The 25,235-nt window shown below is 60.6% G+C and carries 25 protein-coding genes and 1 pseudogene; 12 read left to right on the forward strand and 14 right to left on the reverse strand.

The genetic code is table 11. From position 1 onward, the window contains the following. Positions 1 to 32 precede the first annotated feature (32 nt). Positions 33 to 1,952 carry a molecular chaperone DnaK gene (gene dnaK / locus AAFO90_RS15030; protein WP_347509887.1) on the reverse strand — a complete coding sequence of 640 codons (1,920 nt, stop codon included), beginning with the start codon at positions 1,950 to 1,952 and terminating at the stop codon, positions 33 to 35. Between the two features lie 211 nt (positions 1,953 to 2,163). Between dnaK and AAFO90_RS15035 the strand changes: the two genes are divergently transcribed. Then, on the forward strand, positions 2,164 to 2,766 hold the full coding sequence (locus tag AAFO90_RS15035) for an alpha-ketoglutarate-dependent dioxygenase AlkB (protein ID WP_274829352.1): 603 nt from the start codon (positions 2,164 to 2,166) through the stop codon (positions 2,764 to 2,766). Here AAFO90_RS15035 and AAFO90_RS15040 read toward each other — a convergent pair. Together AAFO90_RS15040 and AAFO90_RS15045 are read right to left on the reverse strand one after the other, a co-directional pair. Further along, entirely contained in the window at positions 2,738 to 3,022 is a 285-nt protein-coding gene (locus tag AAFO90_RS15040; protein WP_347509888.1) for a hypothetical protein, read from the reverse strand. The two genes, AAFO90_RS15035 and AAFO90_RS15040, sit on opposite strands and share 29 nt — an antisense overlap. After that, entirely contained in the window at positions 3,022 to 3,843 is an 822-nt protein-coding gene (locus AAFO90_RS15045) for an ABC transporter permease (protein WP_065272092.1), read from the reverse strand. The genes AAFO90_RS15040 and AAFO90_RS15045 overlap by 1 nt, the downstream gene beginning before the upstream one ends. Positions 3,844 to 3,964: 121 nt before the next feature. On the opposite strand from AAFO90_RS15045, the gene cysQ reads away from it, so the two are divergent. The 8 genes from cysQ (at position 3,965) to AAFO90_RS15085 (ending at position 13,092) form a co-directional block, all read left to right on the forward strand. After that, a complete protein-coding gene (gene cysQ, locus AAFO90_RS15050) occupies positions 3,965 to 4,762 on the forward strand; it encodes a 3'(2'),5'-bisphosphate nucleotidase CysQ (protein ID WP_347509889.1) in 798 nt (265 codons plus the stop codon). Then, entirely contained in the window at positions 4,762 to 5,562 is an 801-nt protein-coding gene (locus tag AAFO90_RS15055) for a manno-octulosonate cytidylyltransferase (protein ID WP_347509890.1), read from the forward strand. Before cysQ ends, AAFO90_RS15055 begins: the two co-directional genes overlap by 1 nt. A 187-nt stretch (positions 5,563 to 5,749) precedes the next feature. Further along, entirely contained in the window at positions 5,750 to 6,643 is an 894-nt protein-coding gene (galU, locus tag AAFO90_RS15060; protein WP_274836072.1) for a UTP--glucose-1-phosphate uridylyltransferase GalU, read from the forward strand. Positions 6,644 to 6,709: 66 nt separating this feature from the next. After that, on the forward strand, positions 6,710 to 7,693 hold the full coding sequence (gene galE, locus AAFO90_RS15065) for a UDP-glucose 4-epimerase GalE (protein ID WP_347509891.1): 984 nt from the start codon (positions 6,710 to 6,712) through the stop codon (positions 7,691 to 7,693). Positions 7,694 to 7,695: 2 nt separating this feature from the next. After that, positions 7,696 to 8,739, forward strand: a complete 1,044-nt coding sequence (locus AAFO90_RS15070) for a glycosyltransferase family 2 protein (protein WP_347509892.1) — start codon at positions 7,696 to 7,698, stop codon at positions 8,737 to 8,739. A gap of 187 nt (positions 8,740 to 8,926) precedes the next feature. Continuing rightward, a complete protein-coding gene (locus tag AAFO90_RS15075; RefSeq protein WP_347509893.1) occupies positions 8,927 to 9,913 on the forward strand; it encodes a glycosyltransferase family 2 protein in 987 nt (328 codons plus the stop codon). Next, a complete protein-coding gene (locus tag AAFO90_RS15080) occupies positions 9,910 to 11,649 on the forward strand; it encodes a beta-1,6-N-acetylglucosaminyltransferase (protein WP_347509894.1) in 1,740 nt (579 codons plus the stop codon). The genes AAFO90_RS15075 and AAFO90_RS15080 overlap by 4 nt, the downstream gene beginning before the upstream one ends. Positions 11,650 to 11,655: 6 nt before the next feature. Continuing rightward, a complete protein-coding gene (locus AAFO90_RS15085) occupies positions 11,656 to 13,092 on the forward strand; it encodes a nodulation protein NodH (RefSeq protein WP_347509895.1) in 1,437 nt (478 codons plus the stop codon). A gap of 55 nt (positions 13,093 to 13,147) precedes the next feature. On the opposite strand, the gene AAFO90_RS15090 is transcribed toward AAFO90_RS15085, so the two are convergent. The 10 genes from AAFO90_RS15090 to AAFO90_RS15135 all read right to left on the reverse strand — a co-directional run bounded on the left by AAFO90_RS15090 (position 13,148) and on the right by AAFO90_RS15135 (position 21,292). Further along, positions 13,148 to 13,612 (reverse strand): PTS sugar transporter subunit IIA, encoded by a 465-nt coding sequence (locus AAFO90_RS15090; RefSeq protein ID WP_065272101.1) that lies wholly within the window; start codon positions 13,610 to 13,612, stop codon positions 13,148 to 13,150. A 54-nt stretch (positions 13,613 to 13,666) separates the two neighbouring features. Further along, entirely contained in the window at positions 13,667 to 14,230 is a 564-nt protein-coding gene (gene raiA, locus AAFO90_RS15095) for a ribosome-associated translation inhibitor RaiA (RefSeq protein WP_065272102.1), read from the reverse strand. Positions 14,231 to 14,504: 274 nt separating this feature from the next. After that, positions 14,505 to 15,266: an LPS export ABC transporter ATP-binding protein gene (lptB, locus tag AAFO90_RS15100; protein WP_065272103.1), complete on the reverse strand. Its 762-nt coding sequence runs from the start codon at positions 15,264 to 15,266 to the stop codon at positions 14,505 to 14,507. Then, positions 15,266 to 15,709 (reverse strand): LptA/OstA family protein, encoded by a 444-nt coding sequence (locus AAFO90_RS15105; protein ID WP_347509901.1) that lies wholly within the window; start codon positions 15,707 to 15,709, stop codon positions 15,266 to 15,268. The genes lptB and AAFO90_RS15105 overlap by 1 nt, the downstream gene beginning before the upstream one ends. Positions 15,710 to 15,778: 69 nt before the next feature. Beyond that, positions 15,779 to 16,378 carry an LPS export ABC transporter periplasmic protein LptC gene (gene lptC / locus AAFO90_RS15110; RefSeq protein ID WP_065272105.1) on the reverse strand — a complete coding sequence of 200 codons (600 nt, stop codon included), beginning with the start codon at positions 16,376 to 16,378 and terminating at the stop codon, positions 15,779 to 15,781. Positions 16,379 to 16,411: 33 nt separating this feature from the next. Next, positions 16,412 to 17,380 (reverse strand): KpsF/GutQ family sugar-phosphate isomerase, encoded by a 969-nt coding sequence (locus AAFO90_RS15115; RefSeq protein WP_347509896.1) that lies wholly within the window; start codon positions 17,378 to 17,380, stop codon positions 16,412 to 16,414. Further along, positions 17,377 to 17,991 carry a ribonuclease D gene (locus AAFO90_RS15120; RefSeq protein WP_065272107.1) on the reverse strand — a complete coding sequence of 205 codons (615 nt, stop codon included), beginning with the start codon at positions 17,989 to 17,991 and terminating at the stop codon, positions 17,377 to 17,379. Before AAFO90_RS15120 ends, AAFO90_RS15115 begins: the two co-directional genes overlap by 4 nt. 193 nt (positions 17,992 to 18,184) lie before the next feature. Next, the gene (locus AAFO90_RS15125) at positions 18,185 to 18,880 is read right to left on the reverse strand and encodes a GntR family transcriptional regulator (RefSeq protein ID WP_347509897.1); all 696 of its coding nucleotides are present in this window, start codon (positions 18,878 to 18,880) and stop codon (positions 18,185 to 18,187) included. A gap of 62 nt (positions 18,881 to 18,942) precedes the next feature. Continuing rightward, positions 18,943 to 20,100 carry an acetylornithine deacetylase gene (gene argE / locus AAFO90_RS15130; protein ID WP_274836080.1) on the reverse strand — a complete coding sequence of 386 codons (1,158 nt, stop codon included), beginning with the start codon at positions 20,098 to 20,100 and terminating at the stop codon, positions 18,943 to 18,945. Continuing rightward, entirely contained in the window at positions 19,988 to 21,292 is a 1,305-nt protein-coding gene (locus AAFO90_RS15135) for a M24 family metallopeptidase (protein ID WP_347509898.1), read from the reverse strand. The genes argE and AAFO90_RS15135 overlap by 113 nt, the downstream gene beginning before the upstream one ends. Before the next feature lie 321 nt (positions 21,293 to 21,613). Between AAFO90_RS15135 and AAFO90_RS15140 the strand changes: the two genes are divergently transcribed. From AAFO90_RS15140 to AAFO90_RS15150, 3 genes are all read left to right on the forward strand, one after another. Continuing rightward, the gene (locus AAFO90_RS15140) at positions 21,614 to 22,102 is read left to right on the forward strand and encodes an Lrp/AsnC family transcriptional regulator (protein WP_347509902.1); all 489 of its coding nucleotides are present in this window, start codon (positions 21,614 to 21,616) and stop codon (positions 22,100 to 22,102) included. Between the two features lie 83 nt (positions 22,103 to 22,185). Further along, positions 22,186 to 23,661, forward strand: a complete 1,476-nt coding sequence (locus tag AAFO90_RS15145; protein WP_347509899.1) for an NAD-dependent succinate-semialdehyde dehydrogenase — start codon at positions 22,186 to 22,188, stop codon at positions 23,659 to 23,661. Between the two features lie 80 nt (positions 23,662 to 23,741). Continuing rightward, on the forward strand, positions 23,742 to 25,115 hold the full coding sequence (locus AAFO90_RS15150; RefSeq protein ID WP_347509900.1) for an aspartate aminotransferase family protein: 1,374 nt from the start codon (positions 23,742 to 23,744) through the stop codon (positions 25,113 to 25,115). Positions 25,116 to 25,128: 13 nt separating this feature from the next. On the opposite strand, the pseudogene AAFO90_RS15155 reads toward AAFO90_RS15150, so the two are convergent. Next, positions 25,129 to 25,235 (reverse strand): annotated as a pseudogene (locus AAFO90_RS15155) (IS5/IS1182 family transposase); the annotation flags it as partial.

A 25,235-nucleotide genomic window follows, 5' to 3' on the forward strand; every position in this document is an offset into this window, starting at 1 on the left:
CCGGCCCGAGGGTCAAGCCAATGATTCAGACCTTAGCGCTTGTCGCCGTCCAGGTCTTCGAATTCGGCATCCACGATGTCGTCGTCGCCCGGGCCGCTGGCTTCGTCAGCGGCTGTGGGTTCTTCTTCACCTTCTTCAGCCTGCGCCTTGTAGATCGCTTCGCCCAGTTTCATCGCCGCTTCGGTGACGTTCTGGATGCCAGCCTTGATCTTCTCGGCGTTGGCTTTGTCGCTTTCCAGGTCGTCCTTCAGCGCGGCAACCGCCAGTTCGATCACTTCGACGGTGGACGGGTCCACCTTGTCGCTGTGCTCTTCGAGCGACTTCTCGGTCGAATGGATCAGGCTTTCGGCCTGGTTCTTCGCTTCGATCAGCTCGCGGCGTTCCTTGTCCGCCTCGGCGTTGTCCTCGGCGTCCTTGACCATCTTTTCGATGTCGTCATCGGACAGACCGCCCGAAGCCTGAATGGTGATCGTCTGCTCTTTGCCGGTCGCCTTGTCCTTGGCGCCGACCGAAACGATACCGTTGGCGTCGATGTCAAAGGTCACTTCGATCTGCGGCATGCCGCGCGGTGCCGGTGGGATGTCCTCGAGGTTGAACTGACCGAGCATCTTGTTGTCGGCAGCCATCTCGCGCTCACCCTGGAACACACGAATGGTCACGGCGTTCTGGTTGTCTTCCGCGGTCGAGAACACCTGCGACTTTTTGGTCGGGATAGTGGTGTTGCGGTCGATCAGGCGGGTGAAGACACCACCCAGGGTTTCGATACCCAAGCTCAGCGGGGTCACGTCGAGCAGAACAACGTCTTTCACGTCCCCCTGCAGAACACCGGCCTGAATGGCGGCGCCCATGGCAACCACTTCGTCCGGGTTCACACCCTTGTGCGGCTCTTTACCGAAGAACTTGGTCACCTCTTCGATGACTTTCGGCATCCGGGTCATACCACCGACCAGAACCACCTCATCAATGTCGGACGCGGACAGGCCGGCGTCTTTCAGAGCTGCGGCGCAGGGCTTCATCGAAGCCTTGATCAGGTCGCCAACCAGGCTTTCCAGCTTGGCGCGGGTCAGTTTCATGACCATGTGCAGCGGCTGGCCCGAGGACGGATCCATCGAGATGAACGGCTGGTTGATTTCGGTCTGCGAGCTGGAGGACAGTTCGATCTTGGCTTTTTCAGCGGCTTCTTTCAGTCGCTGCAGGGCCATCTTGTCCTTGGTCAGGTCGACCTGGTGCTCTTTCTTGAACTGATCTGCCAGGTAGTTGACGATGCGCATGTCAAAGTCTTCACCACCGAGGAAGGTGTCGCCGTTGGTCGACTTCACTTCGAACAGGCCGTCGTCGATTTCCAGAATGGTCACGTCGAAGGTACCACCACCAAGGTCATAAACCGCGATGGTCTGGGTGTCTTCCTTGTCGAGGCCATAGGCCAGCGCGGCGGCTGTCGGCTCGTTGATGATACGCAGGACTTCAAGACCGGCGATCTTGCCTGCGTCTTTGGTGGCCTGACGCTGTGCGTCGTTGAAATAGGCAGGCACGGTGATGACGGCCTGGGTCACTTCCTCACCGAGGTAGGACTCCGCGGTCTCTTTCATCTTGCCGAGAATGAAGGCCGAGATCTGGCTCGGCGAATACTTCTCACCCTTGGCTTCGACCCATGCGTCGCCATCGCCGCCGCTGATCACGTTGAACGGCAGGTTTTTCTTGTCTTTTGCCAGATCCGCATCGTCAAACCGGCGGCCGATCAGGCGCTTGACGCCGAAGATGGTGTTGTCCGGGTTGGTGACGGCCTGACGTTTGGCGGGCTGGCCAACCAGACGCTCTTCGTCGGTGAATGCGACGATGGACGGAGTGGTGCGGGTCCCTTCGGCGTTTTCAATCACGCGCGGCTGCGAACCATCCATGATGGCAACGCAGGAGTTGGTGGTCCCGAGGTCGATCCCGATAACTTTGCTCATTTTCGATCCCTTTTCTTTTCAAGGCGATTTCCCGAGACCTGGACCCGTTTTGGCATCCAGACCCCGATTTCGGTGCCAGGAGGTCTGCATCTCCCGGCGTCACGGCGTATATAGGGAGCGGAATTTGCCCCTGCAAGCGCCTGAACGCGTCGAGAAAGACGATTCAATGCGCTTTTTTGCATGGGCCGTGGTTAAGAATGGAATAACGGCAATGAGCAAGCTGCGCCTGCGCGGGTTCGAGATTTACAAAAGCCATCTGACCCCCGATGCGCAGCGGAACCTGATCGCGGCGTTGCGCCCGGTTCTGAAGGCGGCGCCGCTGTTTTCGCCTGTGGTGCCTGGAGGCGGGCAGATGTCGGTGCGCATGACCTCGGCTGGGGCGTTCGGCTGGTATTCTGATGCAGAGGGCTACCGCTACGCTCCAAAGCATCCGCGCGGCAGCGACTGGCCCGCGATCCCTGAACCGATTCTCGACATCTGGCGGGAGCTGACGGGGTTGGAGCGTCTGCCCGATTGCTGTCTCATCAACTACTACGGCGAAGACGCGCGCATGGGTCTGCATCAAGACAAGGACGAGGCGGATTTCTCCTATCCGGTTGTGTCCATTTCCCTTGGTGATGACGGGCTGCTGCGCCTTGGTAATCCGACACGCGGCGGCAAGACGGATTCGCTCTGGCTCAATTCCGGCGACGTGGTGGTCATGGGCGGAGAGGCGCGGCTGGCCTATCATGGGGTGGACCGGATCCGGTTCAAGTCTTCGCGGCTCTTGCCCAAAGGTGGGCGGCTCAATCTGACGCTGCGCGTTGTGACTTAAAGCGTTGGATCAGGTCGGGGGCTGCGTCTTCCAGCCAATGTACGTCGGCGCCGGCTGCCACAGCTGCCCCTGCGGCGCTGTTGAAACGGCGATCACCAAAATAGCCGATAGAAAACCAGCCACGCCCGTCTTCGGGTTCGCGCCGGAACAGGTCAAACCCGAACGAGCCATCATCCCGCCGGAAGATATCGACGCAGATGCTGTTGGTGCCGTCAGGCAGGTTGACCGAGGCAAGAACGTGGTGTGGGTGCGCCACTATCGGCGCGCGCTCCAGCTGAGCGAGACGTGGCGGCGGGTGTAGAATTCACCCATCAGGCCGATCATCACCAGCACCAGCCCCACCCAGGCGGCGTATTGCCATGTGCTGTGGTGAGGATTGTAGTTGATGAAGACATAGCCGCGCGACTGGTCGATGCAGTGGAACAGTGGGTTCCAGTCGAACATGGCCAGCATGAAGGTCGGCAGAGTATTGGCGAGGAACATCTTGCCCGAGGCGATCATGTTGGCGCGCTGGTAGATCATCGAGAAGATACCAACGAGGCTGGGTGCCCAAGGCTTCATCACCAGAAAAACAAGCCCTACCGCCGCGCCAGTGAACCAGGCCAGCAGAACCATACCAAAGGCGCCGATGGGTTGTTCGATATGCACCGGGGTAAAGGCGACGTGATAGACGAACAGGATGATCAGCAGCGACAGCACCTGAATATAAAGTGAGCCAAGCGCCGCTGACAGGATCGCCACCATGGTGTTCATCGGCGCGTGCTGCATCATCGGGCTGCTGGGCCCCTCTGCGCCGGCGACGGCGCTGACGGTTTTGGTATGGGTGAGGAACAGGAAGATCCCCGACAGCACATAAAGCAGAAAGTCGCCGCGAATGGCAGAGCCGCGCATGCCCAGAACCGCGAACATGATGTAAAAGGCCGCGACGAACAGAACAGCCTGCAACAGGTTGAGCCCCAGTGCGATCAGCGCGTTGTTGTGTTTCGACCGTACGCTCCGCACGACCGAATGAAAGACCACCTCGCCCATGGCGATGAGTCCGGAAACCGACGTTTTTTGCGTGCGAACCTGAAACATGTGGCCTGTAATCTGCGTTTGTTGCGGATTGGGGGACGGCCTGCTTGCCGTTCCAAAACAGAGCCACCATAAGGGGGCGCAGGAAAATTTTCAATTAACCCCTGGTCTGGGAGACGCCGAATTGACCTATGAAGAGCTCGTACCCGTGATCCGCCGGCTGGCGATCGAAGCCGGCAACAAGATCATGGAGATCTACAATTCGGATGATTTCGATGTGAAGGTGAAATCGGACGACAGCCCCGTCACCGCCGCTGACGAGGCCGCGGATGCTCTGATTTCGGCAGGCCTGCGTGCGGCGTTCCCGGATATGATGCTGGTCACCGAAGAGCAGAGCGCCTCGCACAAGGAACGCGGTGACACCTTCCTGATTGTCGACCCGCTGGATGGCACCAAGGAATTCATTCACCGCCGCGGCGATTTCACCGTGAACATCGCGCTGGTGGAAAAAGGCGTGCCGACCCGCGGCGTCGTCTATGCCCCGGCCAAGGAGCGTATGTTCTTCACTCTCGCTGATGGCTCTTCGGTAGAGGAAACCGGTGACTTTGACCCTGAGACTGTTGGAGCCACATCTCCGATCCGCGTTGCCTCCAGCGACAATGCGGCGCTGATGGTGGTGGCCTCGAAATCGCACCGGGATCAGGCGACCGACGACTACATCAACAAGTACAGCGTCAAGGACATGAAGAGCGCGGGTTCTTCGCTTAAGTTCTGCCTCGTGGCCACCGGCGAAGCGGATCTTTACCCCCGCGTGGGCCGCACCATGGAGTGGGATACAGCGGCCGGCCACGCGGTCCTGTCGGGTGCAGGTGGCAAAGTGGTGCGTTTCGACGATCATTCCCCCCTTGTTTACGGCAAAGGCGGCTATGCGAACCCGTTTTTCATCGCTTACGCTCCGGGCGTTGAATTGAAAGAGGCCTGATGTCTGTCCTGATCGTCATCCCCGCGCGCTACGCGTCGACACGCTATCCGGGCAAGCCGCTTGTGGAATTGACCGGAGCCACCGGCGAAAAGCAGACCCTGATCGAACGATCCTGGCGGGCGGCCTGTGCTGTCGATGGGGTCGAACGGGTCGTTGTCGCGACGGATGACGACAGGATTCGCAGCGCGGCAGAAGGCTTTGGCGCCGAGGTAGTGATGACCTCGGAAAGCTGCGCCAACGGCACCGAGCGCTGCGCCGAGGCCCATGCGGCGCTGGGCGGCGGCTACGAGGTCGTCGTGAACCTTCAGGGGGATGCGCCGCTGACGCCGCATTGGTTCATCGAGGATTTGGTCAAAGCTCTGCGCGCAGCCCCGGGCATGGGGTTGGCGACGCCGGTGCTGCGCTGTGATGGCGCAACGCTCAACAGTCTTTTGGCAGATCGGCGCGCGGGCCGCGTCGGTGGCACCACTGCGGTCTTCGCTGCGGACCACAGCGCGCTCTATTTCTCCAAAGAAGTGCTGCCTTTTTGTGCAAATGCCTATAAGGATGGCGAAAATACGCCAGTTTTCCACCATGTGGGCGTCTACGCCTACCGTCCCGACGCACTTGCCGCCTATCCTGATTGGCAGACAGGGCCGCTGGAAACCTTGGAAGGGCTGGAGCAGCTTCGTTTTCTTGAAAACGGTCGCAAGGTTCTGTGTGTCGAAGTCACCGCGCGGGGGCGCGAATTCTGGGAGCTGAACAATCCGGAAGATGTGCCCAGGATAGAGGAGATGATGTCTCGGATGGGAGCGGCCTAACCAAAGTGAGGCCAACGGCAGGTCTCTGAATAGGGGCAAAACATGGCCCAATGTCATCAAAAACCCTTTTTTTGGTGTTTTTGTATAGGGTGAAACGGATAGGGATTGCGCAACAGGTGAAGTGCGTGACCCTGTGGGGCCGGAACCAGTGAGGGCAGTATGCCCCGAAAATAATTGAGAGAACACCATGCGTAAAAAAGTGACGAAGGCGATTTTCCCTGTGGCGGGTCTGGGCACACGGTTTTTGCCTGCGACCAAATCGGTGCCCAAGGAAATCATGACGCTGGTGGATCGCCCCCTGGTGCAATATGCCATCGACGAGGCTCGCGAGGCGGGGATCAAGGAATTCATCTTCGTAACCTCGCGCGGTAAGGGGGCATTGGAAGACTATTTTGACCAAGCCCCGATATTGGAGCAGGAGCTGCGCAAGAAAGGTAAGGATGCGCTGCTCGAAACTCTGAAGCACACCAATATGGAAAGCGGCGCCATCGCCTATATCCGCCAACATCAGGCACTTGGTCTGGGCCATGCGGTCTGGTGTGCGCGGCGGCTGATCGCCAATGAGCCCTTCGCAGTGATCCTGCCCGACGATGTGATCGCGGCAGAGACCCCCTGCCTCAAGCAGATGGTTGAGGCCTATAGCGAAACCGGCGGCAATATGGTGGCTGCGATGGAAGTCGCACCAGAGAAGGCAGGTGCTTATGGTGTTCTGGACGTGAAGAACGACATGGGATCCGTGGTCGAGGCCCGCGGCATGGTCGAAAAACCGGCTATGGGCGAGGCGCCCTCCAATCTGGCGGTGATTGGCCGTTACATTCTTGAGCCCTCGGTGCTGCGCAATCTCAACAAGATGAAGCAGGGGGCGGGCGGCGAGATTCAGCTGACCGACGCCATTGCCCAGGACATCGAAAAAGATGTGCCTGTTTATGGCTATCGCTTCCGCGGCCAGCGCTTTGATTGCGGTTCCAAGGCAGGTTTCCTCCAGGCCACTGTCGCCTTCGCCCTGGGGCGTGAGGAATTGCGGGATGAGCTGCTGCAGTATATCACCGAAATCGCTCAGGTCGGACAGGCTGCCGAGTAGGAAACACTGGCCAGCCTCTGGTATTGAGACCGGACAATACAAGATCGAATTAGGGGTATACGGACAGTGGCAAATGTTCTGGTAACCGGCGGTGCCGGCTATATTGGCTCGCATGCATGCAAGGCGCTGAAGGCGGCGGGGTTTACACCCGTCACTTATGACAATCTGGTCACGGGTTGGCAGGACGCAGTCAAATTCGGCCCGTTTGAAAAGGGCGACCTTGCGGATCGCGCCCGTCTGGACGAGGTTTTTGCCACCTATAAACCGGTTGCGGTGATGCATTTTGCGGCTCTCAGCCAGGTCGGTGAGGCGATGAGCCAGCCGGGCCGCTACTGGGCCAATAACACCGGTGGATCGCTGAACCTGATCGAGGCCGCCGTTGCTGCCGGATGCCTTGATTTCGTGTTTTCCTCGACCTGTGCCACCTATGGCGAGCACGATAACGTGGTGCTGGATGAAAACACGCCGCAGCTGCCGCTCAACGCCTATGGTGCCAGTAAACGTGCGGTCGAGGATATCCTGAAGGATTTCGGCGCGGCCTATGGGCTGCGTTCGGTGGTCTTCCGCTATTTCAACGTGGCAGGCGCAGATCCCGAGGCTGAAGTCGGCGAATTCCATCGCCCCGAAACCCACCTGGTGCCGCTGGTGCTGGATGCGATCGACGGCAAGCGCGATGCGCTGACCATTTTTGGCACCGATTACGACACCCCCGATGGAACCTGCATCCGCGACTATGTGCATGTCTGCGACCTGGTGGATGCCCATGTTCTGGGTCTCCAGTGGCTGAAGGATGGCAAGGGCAGCCAGATCTTCAACCTCGGTACCGGCAGCGGGTTTTCGGTGCGCGAGGTCATGGATAAGGCTGAAGAGGTCACCGGCAGCAAGGTACCTTGCACCGTGGGGCCACGCCGGGCGGGCGATTGCACCAAACTGGTGTCGGGATCGACCCGGGCGATCACAGATCTGGGCTGGGACCCACAGCGTTCCAGTCTTGAGATGATGATCGCTGATGCCTGGAAATGGCATCAGACGGGCAATTACGAGGCCTGAGCATGGAGCCGCTCCGCCCCGCCGCCGAGATGCCGGATATCGGCTGGCGTGCAGCCTACCGGATGCGGTGGAAACGGCGGCGGCTTCTGTGGCGCTCCTGGCGCTCTCGTCACCAGCTGAGCCTGTTGCGCGATCAGACAGCGGCAATCGGGGCAGAGGACATTCTGGCCTTTGTTGTGCTGCGTAACGAGGCGACGCGGCTGCCGTATTTCCTGGACTATTACCGGCGCCTCGGCGTCGGGCACTTCCTGATCATCGACAATGGCAGTGATGATGGCAGCGCAGAGATGCTGCGGCAGCAATCCGATGTCTCGCTCTGGCAGACGTCCGCGGGCTACAAGGCCTCCCGCTTCGGGCTGGACTGGCTGACCTTCCTGCTGATGACCTATGGCAGGGATCACTGGTGCCTGACGGTGGATGCGGATGAACTGCTGACCTATGGCGGCATTGCCACCCATGATCTGCGCGCGCTGACCGAACTGCTTGACCGCAGCGGGCAGGTCGGGTTTGGCGCCATGATGCTGGATCTTTATCCGCGCGGGCCGCTGAATCAGGTCAGCTACAGGCCGGGTCAGAACCCGCTGGAGGTTTTGCAGTGGTTCGATGCGGTGCCTTACCGTGCGGTCCGGCAGCACCCGATGGGAAACCTGTGGCTGCAGGGCGGCGCGCGGGAGCGGGTGTTCTTTGCCGGGGAGCCACATCGCTCTCCGACGTTGAACAAGATCCCGCTGATCCGCTGGAACCGCCGCTACGCCTATGTCAATTCGACCCATGCGGCGCTGCCGCCGGCGCTGAACGCCCTATACGACGGGCCGGGCGGGCCGCAGCCGTCGGGCGTGCTGCTGCACACAAAATTCCTGCCCGAAATTGTCGCAAAATCGGCAACAGAAAAGCAGCGAAAACAGCACTTCCATACGCCCGAGGATTTCGAGCCCTATTATGACCATCTGACCTCGGCCCCGGACCTGTGGTTTGAGAACGCTTTGAAATACACGGGGCCAGAGCAACTGGCCGATCTGGGGTTGATGCGGGCGCCCGCGTGGTAGGGTGTGAATTACCCGAGTTCGGTGGTGCGGGTAGCCCCCGTAACTGTTTCTAAATTCGTTGTTAATAGACTTGGCGCGTGACATATTGCGCGCAGGCAGTCGCGCGCCGGGGCCTACCCGCGCGGAGCGTACAGGGTCGGAAACAGACGGATATGGAGTAGCCGTGGGTCTTTGGGATTCTTACCGTATGCGTGTACGGCGCAGGTACAGGCTGGCCCGGGCCTTGCGTAAATCCCGTGAACTCAAGACCATTCAGGACAACACCGGCCAGATCCGGCCGGATGATATCCTGTTGGTTTCCACGATGCGGAACGAGAAGATCCGCCTGCCCTATTTTCTCGACTATTACCGGGACCTTGGGGTCGATCACTTTCTCCTTGTCGATAACGGATCGCAGGACGGCACCCGCGACTATCTGCAAGGCATGCCGGATGTGTCTCTCTGGCACAGTGATGCGAGCTATCGGCGGGCAAACTACGGTGTGGACTGGATGAATGCGCTCAAGCGCCGCTATGCCCATGGGCATTGGGTGCTGGTGGTCGATCCGGATGAGCTGTTCATCTATCCGTTCTGCGACACGCGCCCGATCCGGGCGCTGACCGATTGGCTGGACAATTCCGCGATCCGCAGTTTTGCCGCCATGCTGATCGATGTTTATCCCAAGGGGCGCATCACCGATGCAGCCTATCAGCCCGGTCAGGATCCTTTGGAAATCGCCAACTGGTTCGACAGCGGCAACTACACGATCAGCCCGAACCCGACCTATGGCAACCTGTGGATTCAGGGCGGCCCCCGTGCCCGCATGTTCTTTGCCGACCGGCCAAAGAAGGCACCGGCGCTGAACAAGATACCACTGGTCAAATGGGACCGGAAATACGCCTATGTCAGTTCGACCCACGCCCTGCTGCCGCGCGGGCTGAACCGAGTTTATGAGACCAATGGCGGCGAAAAGACCAGCGGCGCGCTGCTCCATACCAAGTTTCTGGACACCTTTGGTGACAAGGCCCGCGAAGAGGTGACGCGCAGCCAGCACTATGCGCAATCGGCCGAGTACAAGGCCTATGCCGCGTTCTTGGCCGAGCAACCGGACCTGTGGTGCAAATGGAGCGAGAAATACATCAACTGGCGCCAGCTTGAGATTCTGGGTCTCATGTCCAAGGGCAACTGGGCATGAGCAGCGCAGGCCAAACTAGCAAGGAAGAGGCCACCAAGGGCACGGTCGGCATCGTCATGCTGGTGCATACGGCGCTGGAGCGGGCCGAGCAGGTGGCGCGCCACTGGGCGGCGGCGGGCTGCCCAGTGGTGATCCATGTGGACCGTAAGGTGCCGCAGACCACGTTCAAAACCTTCCGCGACGGGCTGTCGGATGAGCAGCTGATCCGGTTTTCGCCGCGCCACACCTGCGAATGGGGCACCTGGGGCATCGTCGCCGCCTCGCAATCGGCAGCGGAGATGATGTTGCGGTCCTGTCCCGGCGTGCGCCACGTCTACCTGTCGTCAGGCTCTTGCCTGCCGCTCAGACCGGTGCAGGAACTTGTCGATTATTTGGCCGCCCGCCCGCAGACCGATTTCATCGAAAGTGCCACCACCGCCGATGTGCCATGGATCGTGGGCGGTCTGGATGTGGAACGTTTCACCCTGCGCTTTCCCTTTTCCTGGAAAAAGCAGCGCGCGCTATTCGATGGTTATGTCAATCTGCAGCGCAGGCTAGGGATCAAGCGGCGCATTCCCCCCGGTCTGGTGCCCCACATGGGCAGCCAATGGTGGTGCCTGACCCGCCGCACCCTGTCGGCGATTCTTGAGGACCCGGACCGGCCAATCCATGATCGCTACTTCAAGAAGGTCTGGATCCCCGACGAAAGCTATTTCCAGACCCTCGCGCGGCAGCATTCGGCGCAGATCGAAAGCCGTTCGCTGACCCTGTCGAAGTTCGATTTCGAGGGCAAACCGCATATCTTCTATGACGATCACCTGCAGCTGTTGCGCCGGTCCGACTGTTTCGTTGCCCGCAAGATCTGGCCACGGGCGCAGCGGCTTTATGATGCCTTCCTGACCCATCCGGCAGGTGCGATGAAGCGGACGGAACCCAACCCAGGCAAGATCGACCGGGTCTTCTCCAAGGCGGTGGAGCGGCGCACCCGGGGGCGACCGGGTCTTTACATGCAAAGCCGGTTCCCGAGCAAATGGTCGGTGAGCAATGTGACCGCCAATCCCTATTCGGTGTTCCAGGGCTTTGCTGAGCTCTTCGTCGATTTTGAAAGCTGGCTGAACCGGACCACGGGCAGCCGGGTGCATGGCCATCTGTTTGCGCCGGATAGGGCCGAATTCGCCGACGGCGACAGCATGATCAATGGCGCACTCAGCGATACGGCAAAATTGCGCGACTATAATCCCGAAAGCTTCCTCACCAATCTGATCTGGAATACCCGGGGGCAACGGCAAAGCTTCCAGTTCGGCCCGCAGGACAACCAGAAAATCGGCGCCTTTATCGCAGGCGATCCCAATGCGCATGTGTCGGTGATCAGCGGCGCCTGGGCAGTGCCCTTGTTCCGCTCGACGCAGAGTTTTTCCGAATTGCGGCGCATCGCGGCGCGCCTGCAGCGGATCGAGGCTGCGCATCTGCATCTGCTGCGTGATCAGCATACCAAGGCCCGCGTCCGCATCTGGACCATGGCGGAATTTGTCGAGGCACCGATGGAGCCCCTGCAGGCCATTCTGGACGATCTGGGGGCGCAGGCCCCGCGCCATCTGAACGAGGCGCCGACGATGGCGGATCTGGAGGGCTTTGGACAGTTTCTGCAGAACCTCAAGAACCAGGGCATGCACCCCTATTTGATGGGGGATTTCCCGGTGGAACAAGGACCGGTGAGCATGCCAAAGTCCCCCCGAAAACCGTATTTGGTGCGATAGGTTCTGATGACCAAACCCTTTGATTACTTCGTTGTTTTTGCTGAAATGCGCACGGGCTCCAATTTTCTGGAGGCCAACCTCAACGCGCTAGAAGGGGTGATCTGCCACGGAGAGGCCTTCAATCCTCATTTCATAGGCTACCCGAACCGCACCGAGGTTCTGGGCCTGACGCAGGAGATGCGCGAAGCGGACCCTGGCAAGCTGATCGATCGGATCCGGTCGCAGCCCGATGCCTTTGGCGGCTTTCGGTATTTCCACGATCACGATCCGCGGGTTCTGGACATTGCGCTGGAGGATCCTCGCTGCGCCAAGATCATCCTGACCCGCAACCCGCTGGACAGCTACGTCTCGCGCAAGATCGCTGCGGCCACCGGCCAGTGGAAGCTGACCAATATCAAGCGCCGCAAAGAAGCGCAGGCGGAGTTCGATGCGACGGAGTTTTCCCGCCATGTCGAGGATCTTCAGGCATTTCAGATCACGTTGATGAACCGGCTTCAGTCCTCAGGCCAGACCGCGTTCTATGTGGATTATGAAGACCTGCAGAATCTGGATGTGATGAACGGTCTGGCGCAATGGTTGGGCGTCAACTCCCGGTTGGTGGCACTGGATGACAAGCTGAAGCGGCAGAACCCGGCGCCGACCCTGTCCAAGGTGGCCAACCCGGATGAGATGACGGCAGCACTGGCGGCAATGGATTGGTTCAACCTGTCGCGCACGCCGAATTTCGAACCGCGCCGTGGCCCGGCGGTGCGCGGCTATCTGGCCGCCGCCAAGACGCCGCTCCTTTACCTGCCGATGCGGGGCGGGCCCGAGGAAGCCATGTCGGAATGGCTGGCAGCGCTGGATGGTGTGACGTCGGAGGATTTGATCTCCGGGATGAACCAGAAAGAGCTGCGCCAGTGGAAAACTCAGAACAAGGGCTTTCGCAGTTTCACCGTTCTGCGTCACCCGGCCGAGCGAATTCACCAGGTGTTTTGCCAGCGCATTCTGCAAAAGGGGCCGGGCAGTTATGGTGCCATTCGCGAAACCCTGCGCCGTCAATTCAAGGTGCCGCTGCCCAAGGATGGCCCGGATGAGGATTATTCCCGCACCGATCACCGCGCCGCCTTTGAAGGGTTTCTGGGTTTCGTCAAAGCCAACCTTGCCGGGCAGACCTCGATCCGGGTGGATGCCGAATGGTCCAGCCAGTCACAGGCCTTGTCGGGCTTTGCCGAGCTTGGGCCGCCAGACATGATCCTGCGCGAAGAGGAACTGGTGGTGGAACTGCCCGCCCTGGCACAAAGGTTTGCAGCCTCCGCGCCCGCCTATGCGCCGTCACAGCCGAGATCGCAGCCCTATACGCTGGGCGATATTCATGATGCAGCGCTGGAGGAGATGATCACAGCGCTCTATCAGCGGGATTATATGATGCTGGGGTTCGATGCCTGGAGGCCGCAGCGCTGAAGAGTGTCTGCCCTGAACAAGGGCAGTTTTCCCCATAGACTGTTCAATGCCGCTCTCAGGCGGCCTGAACGGGCTGGTTTTCGGTGAGAATGGTGAACAGCGTCGCCGGATCGTTATTGGCGCGCAGTTTGGTGCAGAAATTCTGCTCCCGCAGGGTGCGGGACACCAGGGCCAACGCCTTCAGATGTTCAACGCCTGCGTCCTCGGGCGCAAAAAGGGCAAAGGCGATATCGACGGGCTGCCGGTCGACGGCCGCGAAATCCAGCGGTTTTTCCAGGGTCACGAAGACGCCGCAGACCTCGGACAGGCCATCAAGGCGGGCGTGGGGCAGGGCAACACCGTGTCCTACCCCTGTCGGGCCAAGGCTTTCCCGATCAAGCAGCGCCTCAACCGTGGGTTGCGGATTGAGACCATAGGCGAGATGCCCGACCTCGGCGATCTCCTGAAACAGCCGCTTCTTGCTTGAGGCTGCACCAATCACGCGGACGGCGTCCGGTTTGAGGATCTTGGAAATCTGCATCTCGGTCATTTGCTCCGCTCGACCACCTTATCCGGTGGGCCGCTGGGCTACTGCTTAAGGATCGATCCAACCGATGTTGCCATCATCCCTGCGGTAAACCACATTCAATCCGTCTTTGCCTTCGTTGCGGAAAACCAGAACGGGCGCCCCGGCCAGTTCCATCTGCATCACTGCTTCGCCAACGGACAGGGACGGGATCTTGGTTTCCATCTCGGCCACGATGATCGGCTGCAGCGAGTCGGGTTCGGTCCCGGTCTCCGCTTCATCAGAGGCGAGGATATAAGAGCTGGCGCCCAAATGTTCAACCGGTTCGCTGCGGTCGCGGTGATGGTCCTTCAGGCGGCGTTTGTAGCGGCGCAGCTGTTTTTCCATCTTGTTGCAGCAGCCTTCGAAAGACGCATAGATTTCAGTGGCATGAGCCTTGGCCTGAGCGGTCAGACCGGTGGACAGGTGAACGGTGGCCTCGCAGACGTATTCATGCGCCGAACGGGAAAAGACCACGGTGGCGTCCGTCGGGCGCTCTGCGTATTTCGCGACAGCCGTTCCCAGTTCATCCTTAACGTGGGACTGCAACGCTTCGCCGATGTCGATCTGTTGACCGCTGATTTTGTAACGCATGTGATCTCCTTCACAATAATACCACCCGCAACACCGCCGGGGCCAAGCCCGGCAGACTATCGTCAGCTGCGGATGAGGGGATTAGGCAAATACGCCGGAAGCAACCATGCGGACCCTGTTGCCAAGGCCAGCTTGCGGACTGCATCGGACTGCACATTTGCCATACTTCAATTCCATGACAACTGACGAAAAGAGTCAATGGAGAAGCGATGCAGATGGTGAAGGAATAGGAAACCGGCAGGAACAGGCCGAGGCCCGAAAGGCACGGTTCGGTTCAGGAAATACGGAAATTGTCACCCAGATAAACGCGGCGCACGTTTTCGTTCTCGACCACCTCTTCGGGGCTGCCGGACATCAGAACCTGACCGTCATGCAGGATATAGGCACGATCAACGATTTCGAGGGTTTCGCGCACGTTGTGATCGGTTATCAGCACCCCGATGCCGCGTTTCTTCAGATCGGCGACCAGATGGCGGATATCGCCAACCGAAATCGGGTCGACCCCGGCAAAGGGTTCATCCAGCAGCAGGTATTTCGGATCCGCCGCCAGGCACCGGGCGATTTCCACCCGGCGCCGTTCACCGCCCGACAGGGCCAGCGCAGGGGCGCGGCGCAGATGTTCGATAGAGAAATCCGACAGCAGCTCTTCTAGCCGTTCGCGCCGCTTGTGGTCGTGTTTGACGGCAATATCCAGCACGGCCGAGATATTGTCCTCGACCGACAGGCCCCGGAAAATGGACATTTCCTGCGGCAGGTAACCAATGCCAAGCCGCGCGCGGCGGTACATCGGCAGGTTGGTGACGTTCTGCCCGTCGATGGTGACGGTGCCCGCCTCGGGAAAGACAAGGCCCGCGATGGCGTAGAAACTGGTGGTCTTGCCGGACCCGTTCGGCCCCAGAAGGGCGACAACCTCGCCCCGGTCCAGACGCATGGTCACGTCACGAATCACCACCTTCTTGCGATAGCTTTTGCGCAGGTGTTCGATCCTGAGGCCGGACGAGCCTTCGGTGACCTTTAGTTCGGGTTTTGTCGCCATCAGTTGCCGCCATCCGGGTTGAGGATGGTTTTGACCCGTCCGGCCATGCTCGCGGTGCCGGTGGTCAGGTTCACCTCAAGCCGGTTCGAGGTCAGCGTGCTGGCTCCCTGATTGAGCAGGACATTTCCGGTCATCACAATGGTGCCGCTGTCGATGGTGTATTCCGCCTTCTCGGCCTCTGCGGCGTCCGGGCCGCTGACCAGCAGCACATCGCCGGACGCCTCAAGCTGGTCGATGCCACGTTTGCCGGTCTCATCGGTCTTGTAGATCACCAGAACCCGGTTCGCAGACAGTCGCATCACCCCTTGGATGATCAGCACATTGCCAGTGAATTCGGCCGAGCCATCGGCCTGGTTGACCGCCAGCGCATCGGCTGTCACCTCGACAGGCTCCTTGGGGTCGGCCTTAACCTCGCCAAAGGCAATCACGTCCGTCTGGGCCATCGCAACCGGTGCAACCGATGCAAGGGTGCAAGACAGGCAAATCAGCAAGGTGGGCAATCTGAACACGGGCTATCTTTCTTTAGTATTGGGATCGTATACCAGCTTGACTCTGTTTTTGAATACCATTTGCACCGGTCCGCCCTCGGTTTTTGCCGTCACCAGCATCTGCCCTGCAGTCAGAACGCCAAGGGCGCCCGTGGCATGAACCGGTCCGGGACTTTCTGCGCGCACTCCGTCCAGGGCGGTTTCCAGTAATTCTGTCTCAACCGTCATACCATCCGCGGATGTCAGTTTGACGTTGCCGCTGAACCGCGCGAGACCTTGATCGGGATGCACCGCGCCGCTGTCAGAGACCAACGTCATGCGGCCGCCCTCGGCCATGCGGATTTCGGCCTGCAGATTGGTGGCCGTGGCGCCGCCGCTGTCGCTGTTGGGCTGAGCAACCGAGGCCATCACCATGATCTCATCGCCCTGCGCGGTGGTGCCGGAAAAGAAGGGGCGGGTAACCTGCTGCCCGCGCATGCGTTCCTCGATCTCCTTTTGCGCAAAGGGGATGACCGCCTCGGTGTCGACGCCGCGCGAAATCAGGAACAGCGTCGACAGCAGCGCCAGCGCGGCCAGCGGCAGCAGCACCTTGAGATAGGCGACTGTGCGCGAATAGCGGTCCATCCGGTGTCCCCTTTCTTTTTTTGGCGTTGCGGTTCAGCCGAGGCCCGCGCGCAGGCAATCGTGGATGTGGATCAGGCCCAGTGCCTGCGGGCCCTGGGTGGGATCCACCACAAACAGGCAGGTGATCTTGCGGGCATTCATCACCGCAAGCGCCTCTTCGGCGAGGGCGTCGGGGCCGATGGTTGTCGGCGAGGAGGTCATGACATCGGCAGCGGTCTGGCTCAGCAGCCCGTCCATGTGGCGGCGCAGGTCGCCGTCGGTGATGATGCCGGTCAGGGCGTTCTCAGCACCGGTGACACCGGCCACGCCAAATCCCTTCTGGCTGATTTCCAGCAGCGCCTCGGACATCGGGTTGGCTTCAGCGACCAGTGGCAGGGCATCTCCGCCGTGCATCAGGTCGCGGACCTTGGACAGGCGCGCACCGAGTTTGCCGCCGGGGTGAAAATCGCGGAAGTTCTCGGGGCGGAAATCGCGGTGCTTCATAATGGCAATGGCGAGCGCATCGCCCATGGCCAGCGTCAGTGTGGTCGAAATCGACGGCACGATCCCGTATCCGCAGGCCTCGCCCAGGGCCGGGATTTCCAGCTGCACGTCGGCTTGGGTCATCAGGGTGCTTTCCGACCTGCTGGAGAGGCCGATCAACGGAATTTCAAAGCGGCGGGTAAAGACCAGAAGGTTGGCCAGCTCCGGCGCTTCGCCCGAGTTGGAGATGGCCAGAACCACATCGCCCTTGGACAGCATTCCAAGGTCGCCGTGGCTGGCCTCGGCCGGATGCACAAAATGGGCAGGTGTGCCGGTGCTGGCCAATGTCGCTGCGATCTTGCGACCGATGTGGCCGGATTTGCCGATACCGCTGACGATCACCCGCCCTTCGGCCTTCAGGATCAGGCGCACCGCATCGGCGAACCGCTCGTCAAAACCGGCAGCCAGCGCATCCAGTGCGCGGGCTTCGTCGGTCACGACCTGACGCGCCGTGGCGAGAAAGTGTTCCGACCCGCTCATGAGTGCGCAAAGATATCGGTTTCGGGCCAGCCCGCCAGATCAAGGCGCGCGCGCATCGGCAGGAAGTCGAAACAGGCCTGCGCCATGTCGGTGCGGCCTTCACGGGCAAGACGTTTGTCCAGCTCTTCACGCAGGCGGTGCAGGTGCAAAACGTCCGAGGCGGCATAGTCCAGCTGCGCTTCGGTCAGGGTTTCGGCACCCCAGTCGCTCATCTGTTGTTGTTTCGAGATATCGACACCGATCAGTTCCTGACACAGGTTCCGCAATCCGTGGCGGTCGGTATAGGTGCGGATCAGGCGGCTTGCGATCTTGGTGCAGTAAACCGGCGCTGCCAGCGCGCCAAAGGCGTGGTACATGGCGGCGATGTCAAAACGCCCGAAATGGAACAGCTTCAGCACATTGGGATCTTCCAGCATACGGCACAGGTTCGGTGCTTCGCTCTGGCCCTTCTCAATCTGAACGATATGGGAGTTGCCGTCACCGCCGGACATCTGGATCACGCACAGCCGGTCGCGGTGGGGGTTGAGCCCCATGGTTTCACAATCGATTGCAACAACCGGGCCAAGGTCAAGCCCGTCCGGCAGGTCGTTTTTGTAAAGATGATTGGCCAATGGAGCGGTCCTTTGTCTGGGCAGGGCGCGTGGCCCGCCTTTCTGCCGAAATAGGGGCTAAAGCCTCTGAACTCAACTGTAGCCCAGCCCAGCCCTTGGTGTTGGGCAGCACTGGACGATATTTCTGCTAACATGGGGTTTAAGGCAGGTCAGCCAAATAGGAAACCTGCCAAAGCATTCGGCCCGGCAGTCTTTATCCAGCTCTCATGCGGCTGAAACTCATCGAGATATGAGCCTGTTGCAGCATCGCGGCAGCCTGAAGGTCGCCAGCCTCCAGCGCTGCAGTGACGGTGCTGATCTCGCCATCGAAGATGCGCATTTCATCGCAAAGGTCGATGATGGAATCGATCACCGAGGTCAGCCAGATCCGCGAGGTCTGATAATACAGCCGTTCGGCTGTGGTGCGCAGCGGCATGTTGCCGGTCAGTTTCAGCGTGGCGAGGAAGAAATCGGTGATCAGCCGGGCAAATTCGCGCGGGGCCGGGTCCTGCAGCAGCGATTGTGAGCGATCCGACAGGGCGCGGAACTCGGCAAGCAGCGCGTCGCTGGGCGGCAGGGGCATGATGTGGCCCATCATGCCGGCCAGTTCCATCCTCAGCTGGTAGGTTTGCGCCAGTTCCTCAAGGTTCACATCGGTGACGAAGGTGCCTACGCCGTGTACCGATTGCACCAGCCCTTCGTCTTCGAGCCGGGCAAGAACCCGGCGCAGCGGGGTGCGACTGACGCCGAATTCCTCGGCCAGTTCGGTTTCCGACAGGCGGGTTCCGGGCGCATAGTCCAGCAGACAGATACGATCCCGGATTTCCCGGTGCATCAGTTCGAACCGGTCACGGGCACTATAGTCGGCATTGTCGAGATCCAGCGCCGTGTTGGGCGAGGATGAGGTCATTGGAGGCCTCCCTTGGTTGGGTGCCTGTGTAGCTGTCCCCGCCCGTCGGCGCAAATATCTGTTCAGACCAGTTTGGCAGAGAGCCCTTCGAGCAGCCCGAGGCATTGCGACAGCTGGTCGAGCGAGACGTATTCGTCGGGTTTATGCGCCTGTTCGATCGATCCCGGTCCGCAGACGGCGACATTCATACCAAGCCCCTGGAAAATCCCGGCCTCGGTGCCGAATGCCACCAGGTCGGCGCCATTTGCCCCGGTCAGCTCCTGCAGGATCTCGCGGGCCTCGTTGTCGGTCACTGGCTCCAAACCGTCGACCTCTCCGATCACCTCGGTGACGATACCAGCCTCGGGGAACACCGCCTGCATCTGCGGGATCAGGGAGTGAGTACATAGCCGGTGCAGGTCTTCTTTGACGAAGTCGGCATCGGATTTCTGCACCGGGCGCATTTCCCAGTCGACCCTCGCTTTGCCGGGGATCACGTTATGGGCGTGGCCGCTGACCAGCGCGCCGGTGTTGATGGTGGTCCAGGGCGGTTCGAACCGGCTGCCTTCGGGGGCGCGGGCACGCAGGGCGTCCTTCAGCTCCAGCAGGCGGGCGACGTAGCGCGCTGCGTATTCCGCAGCATTGACCCCCAGATCCGGCCCGGATCCGTGCCCTTCGAGCCCGGTGAAATGGGTCGAATATTCATAGCAGCCTTTGTGGCCTTCGATGATGCGCATCATCGTAGGCTCTCCGACGATGCAGACCGAGGGGCGTATCTCCCGTTCTTTCAGCGACTTGGCCAGAGCCTGCGCGCCAAAGCAGCCGACCTCTTCGTCATAGGTGAAGGCGAAATGGATCGGCCGGGATGGGTTCAGCGCCGCGTAATGCGGCGCCATCGCGGTTGCTGCCGCGATGAATCCCTTCATGTCGCAGGTGCCACGCCCGAACAGCTTGCCGTCGCGCTCCACCATCTGGAAGGGATCGCTGGACCAGTCCTGATCGGTCACAGGCACCACGTCCGAATGGCCCGAGAGAACGATGCCACCATCGGTATCGGGACCAATGGTGGCGAAAAGATTGGCCTTGCTGCCGGTGTCGTCGGTCCACAGATGAACCTGTGCGCCTGCGCTATCCAGCCGGTCCGCCAATAGCGACATCAATGTCAGGTTGCTGCTCGCGGACACGGTCGGTTGCGCGATGAGTTCTCCCAACAAATCCGTCGTTCGGGGCAGGAAGGTCATTCAGAACCTCGTCTTTCACAAAGATTTTGCGCTCCACATCGCAGAGAGCTTCGGCTGGTCCGTTCTCGCGTATCAGGATCGTCTCGGTGGTCTCAAGCCCCCAGCTGTCCATCCAGAGCGCAGGCATGAAGTGGAAGGTCATCCCCGGCATCAGCACGGTTTCATCGGTGTCCCGCAGCGAGATGGTCCGCTCACCCCAGTCCGGCGGGTAGCTGAGGCCGATCGGGTAACCGCAGCGTCCGTTGCGGTCGATTCCGGCCTTTTTCAGGGCGCCATTCAGGGCATTGGCAATGTCGCAGGCGCGGTTGCCGGCCTTTGCAGCCTCGATCCCGGCCTCGATCCCTTCGTTCAGCGCGGAAGAAGCGTCCAGCATCTCCTGCGGCGGTTGGCCCAGGTGCACGGTACGGCACAGCGGCGCGTGGTAACGGCGGTAGCAGCCAGAGAGTTCAAAGAAAGTTGCCTCGCCGGTCTGCATCTCGCGCCCGTCCCAGGTCATATGCGCGGCGGTGGCATCCAGGCCCGAGGGCGTCAGCGGCACGATGGCCGGGTAATCACCCCAGTCTTCGCCAACCCCATAGGTGCCGGCCTGCAGCAGGTCGCCCACCAGCTCGTTCTTGCGCAATCCGGGGCGTGCGCGTTCGATGGCCAGATTGACGATGTTTTCGGTGATGCGGGCGGCCCGTCGGATGAACATCAGCTCTTCGTCTGACTTCACCGCACGCTGCCAGTTCACCAGCGCGGTGGCGTCATGCAGGCTGGCGTTGGGCAGGTTCTTTTGCAGGACAGCGTGGGCCTTGGCGGAGTAATAGTAGTTTTCCATTTCCACGCCGACGCGGGCCTTGCCATATCCGAGCCGGGTCAGATGCGCGGCCAGATCTTCCATCGGGTGGCAGGTGGTCGATTGGATATAGCGGTCGTCGTAGCCGATGACGCTGCGCTCTTCCATCCAGACGGTGCGCAGGGCGCCAAAGGCATCCATCGTGCGGCCCCACCAGATCGGATCACCGTTCAGCCCCAGGATGACACCCTGGTGGACATAGAAGGACCAGCCGTCATAGCCGGTCAGCCAGGCCTGATTGGACGGGTCCGTGACGAAGAGAACGTCGATCCCGGCGGCCTCCATGGCTTTGCGGGTCTTGGCGATGCGGCGGGCGTATTCGCCCTCAGTAAACGGAGCAAGTTCCAGTGGCATGGGGACCTCTGTTCAAAGGAGGGGTGTCGGAAATAGGGACTGTAATCTTTGTAGATGAGTACATCCTCCGATTCCGATCTATTCGCGGCAAAGGATTTGCTCAAAACGACACGCATAATCGGCATTTACGACGTCGTGAGCGGCAGGTTGCGTGATTGTTGTGCACAACCGGCGAATCTTTGGACAATTTTGGTCCAGAGTAGAACCTACGCCGGTATCGCGGTCACCTGTGTTCTCTCCGGCACGGCAGGTGGCGCAGTGTTCACAGATTCGCGGGGCGCTTTTCCAGTGATCACACCCGTGATACAGCCCTGACGCATGATACGTCTTGATGACCGGGATATCGCCATTCTCCGCGTGCTGACGCAGGAGGGGCGCATTACCAAAGCGGCCTTGGCCGAACGCATCGGCCTGTCTCCGACGCCGTGTTGGGACCGGCTGCGCAAGCTGGAAAAGGCCGGGCTGATCGAAGGCTACGGCGCCCGCATCAACCTGCGCAAACTGGCGCCGCATATAACGGTGTTTGTGGCGGTGGAAATCGCCGATCACACGGCAGCCCGGTTTCAGGCATTTGAGCTGGCGATCCAGCGTTATGACGAGGTCACCGCCTGCTGGGCGCTGGGCGGCGGCTTCGACTACCTGATGCAGATCGTCACCCATGACATCGATGCCTATCAGCGGCTGATCGATTCGATGCTGGATGCCCGCATCGGCCTGTCGCGCTATTTCACCTATATCGTGACCAAACCGGTCAAAGGTCCGGGCGGTCCGCCGCTGGATATTTTGCTGGGAGGGGGGCGCAGCAGCTGAATCTTCTCCGTCATGGGGGAACTTTGGCTACTGTTTCTGGATCGGGCAGAGGAATGTCCTCCTGAACTTCAGGAGGATTTGCCATGGCTGACACCGCCCTTTCTGCCCGCAGCGATATCGCGGACAAAACGCTAGTCCGTTCATTTTCTTATGTGAATGGCCGGTGGCAGACGGCTGAAGACGGCAATACCTTTGCCGTGAAGGACCCCGGAACCGGAAATGTGGTTGGCCATGTCGCGAGCCTTTCGGCAGAAGAATCCTCTGCTGCGGTCGATGCCGCGCAGAATGCTTTCGCCGCTTGGGCGGGGCTTTTGCCGCAGGAACGTTCGGCCATCCTGCGCCGGTGGTATCAGCTGCAGCTGGACCATAAGGAGGATCTGGCCCGCATCATGGTGCTGGAACAGGGTAAACCCCTGTCCGAGGCGATGGGCGAAATCGACTATGGCGCGGGTTTTGTGGAGTTCTACGCCGAAGAGGCCAAGCGTCCGAACATCGAAGGCGTCACCAGCCACCTGCCCGATGCCGAGGTCGAGCTGTGGCGCGAGCCGGTTGGCGTGGTGGCGCTGATCACGCCGTGGAACTTCCCATCCGCGATGCTGACCCGCAAGGCAGCAGCGGCGCTGGCGGCGGGCTGCACCGTTGTGGCGCACCCTTCGGCGGAAACCCCGTTCAGCGCTCTGGCCCTGGCCGAATTGGCCGAGCGCGCGGGCGTGCCTGCCGGGGTGTTCAACGTCGTCACCGGCGATGCGCCCACCGTGGTCAAACCCTGGACCGAAGATACCCGTGTGCGGGCGCTGTCCTTCACCGGCTCTACCGAAGTGGGCAAGCTGTTGTACCGGCAAAGCGCCGATACGGTGAAGCGGCTGGTGATGGAACTGGGCGGCCACGCGCCCGTGATCGTCTTCGAGGATGCCGATCTTGATCAGGCGGTCGAAGAGACCATGAAGGCGAAGTTCGCGACCTCGGGTCAGGATTGCCTCGGCGCCAACCGGATCTTCGTGCAGCGCAGCATCTACCCGGAGTTTTGCAAACGGCTGACGGCGGCAACCAGGAAGCTGACCGTTGGTCTAGGCATGGACGACCCGGACATCGGGCCGCTGATGCACGACCGGGTTGTGGCCAAGCAGGAAGAACACGTGCGCGACGCGCTTGAGAAGGGCGCCAAACTGGCCTGCGGCGGCGAACGCCACGCCATGGGGCCGCTGTTCTATCAGCCGACCGTGCTGACCAACGTGCCGCAGGATGCGAAGATCATGCACGAGGAAACCTTTGGCCCGGTGGCGCCGGTGGCTCCCTTTGACAGCGAAGAGGAAATCACCCAGCGTGCCAATGACACCGAATACGGGCTGGTGGCCTATGTGCATACGCAGGATCCACGCCGCATCTACCGGCTGTCGCGCGCCCTGCAATTCGGCATGGTGGCCGTGAACCGGACCAAGGTGACCGGGGCGCCGATCCCCTTTGGCGGCGCCAAGCAATCCGGTCTGGGCCGCGAAGGCGCGCGTCTGGGCATGGAAGAATTCACCGAGGTCAAATACGTCTGCCGCGACTGGGCATGACGGGCCCCTTGCCGGGCAATTGAATATCAAACGATCACACCCGGGCCGTGCGGGCACCGGGAAACGCAGAAGGACTAGATATGCTGAAAAACGATCAACTGGACCAATGGGACCGCGACAACTTCTTTCACCCCTCGACCCATCTGGCGCAGCACGCGCGCGGTGAAAGCCCGAACCGGGTGATCAAGACCGCCAGCGGCGTGCATATCGAAGACCGCGACGGCACCAAGCTGCTGGACGCCTTTGCCGGGCTGTACTGCGTGAACGTGGGCTATGGCCGTCAGGAAATCGCCGAAGCCATCGCAGATCAGGCCCGCGAATTGGCCTATTACCACTCTTATGTCGGCCATGGCACCGAGGCCTCGATCACCCTGTCGAAGATGATCCTCGACCGGGCGCCGTCGAATATGTCCAAGGTCTATTTTGGCCTCGGCGGCTCGGACGCCAATGAAACCAACGTCAAGCTGATCTGGTATTACAACAACATCCTGGGTCGCCCCGAGAAGAAGAAGATCATCTCGCGCTGGCGCGGCTATCACGGCTCTGGGCTGGTCACCGGCTCGCTGACGGGGCTTGAGCTGTTCCACAAGAAATTCGACCTGCCGCTGGCGCAGGTGGTGCACACCGATGCGCCCTATTATTTCCGCCGCGAGGATCAGAACCAGACCGAAGAACAATTCGTTGCCCATTGCGTCGCAGAACTGGAAGCGCTGATCGAGCGCGAAGGCGCCGACACCATCGCCGCCTTCATCGGTGAGCCGGTTCTGGGCACCGGTGGCATCGTGCCGCCTCCCGCCGGTTACTGGGAAGCGATCCAAGCCGTGCTGAAAAAGCACGACATCCTGCTGGTCGTGGATGAGGTCGTCACCGGGTTTGGCCGTCTCGGCACTATGTTCGGCAGCGATCACTACGGGCTGGAAGCGGATATCATCACCATCGCCAAGGGCCTGACCTCGGCCTATGCGCCGCTGTCCGGTTCGATCGTATCCGACAAGGTCTGGAAGGTGCTGGAGCAGGGCACCGATGAGAACGGCCCCATCGGCCACGGCTGGACCTATTCGGCGCACCCCATCGGTGCTGCGGCGGGCGTTGCCAACCTCAAGCTGATCGATGAACTGAATCTGGTTGAAAACGCAGGCAGCGTTGGCGCCTACCTGAACCAGTCGATGAAGGACGCGCTGGGCGATCATGCCCATGTCGGCGACATCCGCGGCGAAGGCATGCTCTGTGCGGTAGAATTCGTGAAGGGTCGGGATAGCCGCACCTTCTTTGACGCGGCGGACAAGATCGGTCCGCAGATTTCGGCCAAGCTCCTGGAGCAGGACCGGGTGATTGCCCGCGCCATGCCGCAGGGTGATATCCTGGGCTTTGCACCGCCCTTCTGCCTGACCCGTGAAGAGGCCGACACCGTGGTTGCGGCAACCGCGCGGGCCGTGAAAGCGGTTCTGGGCTAGGGTCTGTGGACATTCATCGTGAGGCGATGATGGCAGCCGCGAGATGCCAATTGGCGGCGTAGCTGGACGTTGTCTTTTCGTAGCGGGTCGCTATGGCTCTGAATTCCTTGATCTTTGCGA

The sequence above is a fragment of the Phaeobacter sp. CAU 1743 genome (genome assembly GCF_039839315.1).
GTDB classification, from domain to species: domain Bacteria; phylum Pseudomonadota; class Alphaproteobacteria; order Rhodobacterales; family Rhodobacteraceae; genus Phycobacter; species Phycobacter gallaeciensis_A.